Origin of the sequence: Xenophilus sp., assembly GCF_044462705.1 — a bacterium.
Lineage (GTDB): Bacteria > Pseudomonadota > Gammaproteobacteria > Burkholderiales > Burkholderiaceae_C > Xenophilus > Xenophilus azovorans.
Genome location: NZ_JBIQNC010000147.1, coordinates 7,915 through 13,025, shown reverse-complemented (window position 1 = coordinate 13,025; position 5,111 = coordinate 7,915). Strand labels below are relative to the sequence as shown.

3 protein-coding genes and 1 pseudogene are annotated in these 5,111 nt (G+C 70.6%); 1 reads left to right on the top strand and 3 read right to left on the bottom strand.

The genetic code is table 11. The features are described 5' to 3' along the window. Positions 1-1,198: pseudogene (locus tag ACIY1X_RS19045) on the top strand (hypothetical protein); the annotation flags it as partial. 69 nt (positions 1,199-1,267) lie between these two features. On the opposite strand, the gene mdoH reads toward ACIY1X_RS19045, so the two are convergent. From mdoH to ACIY1X_RS19030, 3 genes are all read right to left on the bottom strand, one after another. After that, positions 1,268-3,292, bottom strand: coding sequence for a glucans biosynthesis glucosyltransferase MdoH (gene mdoH / locus ACIY1X_RS19040; RefSeq protein WP_038210546.1), 2,025 nt, complete (start codon positions 3,290-3,292; stop codon positions 1,268-1,270). 14 nt (positions 3,293-3,306) lie between these two features. Then, entirely contained in the window at positions 3,307-3,519 is a 213-nt protein-coding gene (locus ACIY1X_RS19035; protein WP_399683497.1) for a hypothetical protein, read from the bottom strand. Between the two features lie 194 nt (positions 3,520-3,713). Then, a complete protein-coding gene (locus tag ACIY1X_RS19030) occupies positions 3,714-5,111 on the bottom strand; it encodes a sigma 54-interacting transcriptional regulator (RefSeq protein WP_399683494.1) in 1,398 nt (465 codons plus the stop codon).

Sequence of the window (5,111 nt, the reverse complement as noted above, 5' to 3'; positions counted from 1 at the left end):
CATCATCCAGAACTCCTGGGGCGAGGGCTGGGGCAGCGGCGGCCTGGCGCTGCTGCGCTACGAGGACTGGAGCGCCAACGCGATGGACTGCTGGGTGGTGCAGATGGGCGTGGCGACCTCGCTGCACCTGGCCATCGCGCGCAGCCCGGCGCTGCGCATGCCGCGCGCCGGCAAGGTCGAGCTGGCGACCGAGGAGCGGCTGCGCAACCACGAGCTGGCGCCCTACATCGTCAACATGGAGAACAACGGGCGCCTGTCCGACTCGGGCGACTTCCGCACCAACCCCTCCGACGTGGAGGCGCTGGTGGGCACCTACCTGGAGCGGGCCCGCGCGCAGTGGAAGCTGCCGGCCAACGCGCCGGTGGACATCGCCATCTACGCGCACGGCGGCCTGACCAGCGAGGGCGACGCGGCGAAGACGGCCGCGCAGTGGATCCCGGCGCTGTACGAGCGCCACGTCTTCCCGATCTTCTTCATGTGGGAGACGGGCCTGATCGCCACGCTCGGCAACATCGTCAAGGACATCTTCAGCGGCGAGCGCGAGCGCGCCGGCGGCATCCAGAACTGGTGGAACGAGCGGCTGGAGCGCACGCTGGCCCGCCCGGGCACCGCCATCTGGGGCGAGATGAAGGAGAACGGGCGGCTGATCTCGTCGGCGCGCAACAGCGGCGGGCGCGTGCTCTACGACTGCGCGATGCGCTCCGGCGCCTTCAAGCTGGGGCGCGACCGGCTGCACCTGATCGGCCACTCCGCCGGCGGCATCGTCCACTGCCACCTGGTGGACCTGCTGGCCGGCCTGGGCTGGCGCTTCCACAGCGTCAACCTGATGGCGCCGGCCGCGCGGGTGGACCTGTTCGAGCAGAAGATGCTGCCGCACATCACGAGCGGCAAGGTGCGCCAGTACAACCAGTGGCACCTGTCCGATCCGCTGGAAAGCGCCGACGCCACCTGCCGGCCGATCCTGGGCTACGGGCGTTCGCTGCTGTACCTGGTGTCCGAGTCCTTCGAAGGCGGCAAGCGCACGCCCGTCGTGGGCATGGCGAAGTACGTGCCGCTCGAACTGGCCGCCCGTGCCAACGTGCAGCTGTGGGCGGCGCAAAGCCGCGAGACGAACAGCACCACGCACGGCGGCTTCGACGACGACGAGGCGACGCGCGCAAGCGTCATCCGCAGCATCCTGGCGGCCGGCAACGCCTGAACGCCGCCCGCAAAGGAAAAGGCCCGCCGAGGCGGGCCTTTTCAGGGGGTGTGACAGCAGTTTTCTCGATCAGGCAGCCAGCAGCGCCTTGGGCTGCGAGAGGCGGTCGGCGTGCATCCAGGCGCGGCGCAGCACGGCCGGCGAGCGCGATTCCTCGGGGATCAGCAGGTAGCTGCGCTCGCGCATCGCGCTGCCCAGGGCGATCTGGCTGGTGACCACGGCCATCGGGATGGCCAGCAGCAGCGGCAGGCCCACCGGCATCAGCCACACCAGCGCGCTGGCGTCGACCAGGGCCACGGCGGCGGCCAGCACGGCGACGATCCCGCTCATCGGCAGCAGGCGGGCGGCGGCCTCGCGCCACGGCACGGCGGCGGCTTCCCGCGGGGGCGACTTCCAGTCCAGCTTGATGCCGGTCAGCGCCACCACGACGAACAGCGAATGGGCCAGCATGCGCACCGGCGCCTGCACGATCGCCATGCCGGCTTCCAGCACCGAGCTCTTGAAGAGCGCGAACAGGCCGCCGAACTGGCGCTGCTCCTTGCGCAGCAGCACGGCCACCAGGCCCAGCACGCGGGGCAGGAACAGCAGGCACAGCGTCCACAGCCACAGGCCGGCCAGTTCCATCGGCATCACCATCCAGTAGTCCACCAGGCTGGAGCCCGACAGCCACAGGGCGGTGCCCAGGGTCATGAAGGCCAGCCACAGCGGCGCCGAGACGTAGGCCATGGTGCCGGTCACGAACATCGCGCGGTGCACGGAATGGATGCCGGGCTCGGCCATCAGGCGGGCGTTCTGCAGGTTGCCCTGGCACCAGCGGCGGTCGCGCTGCAGCTCGGCCAGCAGGTCCGGCGGCTGCTGCTCGTAGCTGCCGACCAGGTCGGCGCACAGCCACACGTGGTAGCCGGCGCGGCGCATCAGCGCGGCCTCGACGAAGTCGTGGCTCATGATGCCGCCCGACATGCCGCCCGTACCCTTGATCGGGGCCAGCGCGCAGTGCTGCATGAAGGGCTCGACGCGGATGATGGCGTTGTGGCCCCAGTAGTGCGATTCGCCCAGCTGCCAGAACTGCATGCCCAGGGTAAAGAGGCGCCCCGTCACGCGGCTGGCGAACTGCTGCGCGCGGGCGTGCAGCGTCACGTGGCCGATGGCCTGGGTGGCGGTCTGGATGATGCCGGCGGAGGGGTTCGCCTCCATCAGCTTGACCATGTTCGCCAGGCAGTCGCCGCTCATCACCGAGTCGGCGTCCAGCACGATCATGTAGCGGTAGTCCTTGCCCCAGCGGCGGCAGAAGTCGGCCACATTGCCGGCCTTGCGGTGCGTGCGGCGGGTGCGCAGGCGGTAGTAGACCTCGACCTGCGGCTGGTTCCCGTTCTCGGCCAGCGCGGCGCGCAGGTCTTCCCAGGCGGCGCGCTCGGCCCTGGCGATCTCGGGGTCGTAGCTGTCCGAGAGCACGAACACGTCGAACTGCTGCGCGTGGCCGGTGTTGGCGACCGACTCGCAGGTGGCGCGCAGGCCGGCGAAGACGGTGGCCACGTCCTCGTTGCAGATCGGCATGATGATGGCGGTGCGCGCCTCGGGGTTCATCGGGTGGTGTGCCACCTGCTTGGCCGAGAGGGCGTGCCTGTCACCGAAGAGCGAGACGTAGAAGCCCATCAGCGCCGTCACGAAGCCGGTCACGACCCAGCCCGAGAGCAGGCCGTACAGGGCGATCTGGCCCCATTCGAGGAACTTGTTGTCGTAGTCGGGCTGCACCTGCGCGAACAGGGTGGAGGCGACCACCGTGCTGAGCACGGCCAGCAGGATGAAGACGGCGCGGCGCTGGCGCGCGGCGCGCTCCCAGGCCTGCTTCGGGAAGTGCACGGCCTCGGGCGCGGGCTCGCCGCCGACGCCCAGCTTCAGCAGCAGGGCGGTGCCGATGCTGTTCCAGAAGCCGCGCCAGGGGCGGGGCGTCATCGAGCCGCGGTGGATCGGCGGCGCGGTGACGGCGTTGGGATGGCGCTCCTCGCGCAGCGGGCTGCGGGTGGAGGGCACGGGCGCGGCCTCGAAGTCGGCCGGGGTGAGCACCTTCAGGTGGGAGAAGTCGTTCGGCTTCATGGACGGCTTTCTCCTTACCAGCGGGCCGACACGGCGTGGGCGGCGGTGTCGCCGATGGACGGCATGCGCTTGAAAACGCAGTCCGCGGCGGCGCCGGCGGCGTTCAGGGCGCCGGACGGAGCCGCATGGCCGGCAGCGCGCGGGCGCGCGGCGGCGAGATGGGGTTTTTGACGCAGACCGCCGCGCTGCGGACGCAGTGCGGAAGAGGGGCTGATCAGGTGGTTCATGCCGGCTATGGGGCAAAGCCCGTGCCAGCATGAAAACCTTATTTCACATCAACCACTTAGGTCGATTTTCGAGAGGCTTCGACGGCCGTTTCCGGGTGCCTGGCCCGGAAAACCCCCGTTTCTGTCGCCGCCGCCCGACAAGTGGGGCGCGGGCGGTGATGAAACTGAATCAAATCAAGCACTTAACCCTGTCGCTACTCGGCGACAGGGTCGCCGGGAGCCGATCCGGCCTCGGCCTTGAAGTGGCCAGGGGTGAGCGCATGCTTCTGCAGCAGGCGATAGAACTCGGTGCGGTTGCGGTCCGCCAGCCGCGCGGCGTCGGCGACGTTGCCGTCGGTCAGCTTGAGCAGGCCCACCAGGTACTCGCGCTCGAAGCGCTGCTTGGCGTCCGCATAGGTGAGCACTTCCACGGTGGGCACCCGCAGCGCCCGCTGCACCAGCGCCAGCGGGATCAGCGGCGAACTGGACAGGGCGCACACCTGCTCCACCACGTTGAAGAGCTGCCGCACGTTGCCCGGCCAGGGCGCGGTGGTCAGCGCCTTCAGCGCCTCGGGCGCGAAGCCCGAGAGGCGCTTGCCGTACTTGCCGGCCAGCTTGTGCAGGAAGTGGTTGGCCAGGAGCGGGATGTCCTCGCGCCGGTCGGCCAGCGAGGGCAGCGTCAGGGTGACGACGTTCAGGCGGTAGTACAGGTCCTCGCGGAACTGGCCGGCCGCCATGGCGGCGTCCAGGTCGCGGTGGGTGGCGGAGATGATGCGCACGTCCACCGCGATGGCCTGGGTGGCGCCCACCGGGCGCACCGCGCGTTCCTGCAGCACGCGCAGCAGCTTGACCTGCAGAGCAGGCGGCATGTCGCCGATCTCGTCGAGCATCAGCGTGCCGCCGTCGGCCTGCTGGAACAGGCCCTTGTGGTTCGCGTGGGCGTCGGTGAAGGCGCCCTTGACGTGGCCGAACAGCTCGGATTCGAGCAGCGCCTCGGGGATCGCGCCGCAGTTGACGGCGACGAAGGGCTTCTTCGCCCGCGCGCTGGCCTTGTGGATGGCGCGCGCCAGCACCTCCTTGCCGGTGCCGGAGTCGCCGCGCAGCAGCACGCTGGCGTCGGACTGGGCGACCATGCGCGCCTCGGCCAGCACCTCGGCCATGCGGCTGGAGCGGCTGACGATCTCGCTGCGCCAGGTCTCGTCGCCGGCGGCGGCGGGCGTGGCGGCCGGCGCGCCCAGGGCCAGCGCCTGGCCGATCTTGTCGAGCAGCTCGCGCGGCTCGTAGGGCTTGGTCAGGTAGGTGAAGACGCCGCGCGAGGTGGCCTCCACCGCGTCGGGGATGGTGCCGTGCGCGGTCAGCAGGATCACCGGCAGCGCGGGGTGGCGCTTGCGGATCTCGTCGAAGAGCTGCAGGCCGTCGCGCCCGGGCAGCCGCACGTCGCTGAGCACCAGGCGCGGGTGCTCGATCTCCAGTTGGGTGAGCGCCGATTCGGCCGAGGTGACGGCCGTGACCTGGTAGCCGGCGCCGGTCAGCCGCAGCGACAGCAGCCGCAGCAGGTCCGGGTCGTCGTCGACGACCAGGATGCGGGCGCCCTTGGCCGTGGCTTCGCTCAC

What these genes read in the sequence shown, in the direction of transcription:
- ACIY1X_RS19035 (WP_399683497.1), bottom strand. Translation starts at nt 3,519, where the DNA reads ATGAACCACCTGATCAGCCCCTCTTCCGCACTGCGTCCGCAGCGCGGC.
- mdoH (WP_038210546.1), bottom strand. Translation starts at nt 3,292, where the DNA reads ATGAAGCCGAACGACTTCTCCCACCTGAAGGTGCTCACCCCGGCCGAC.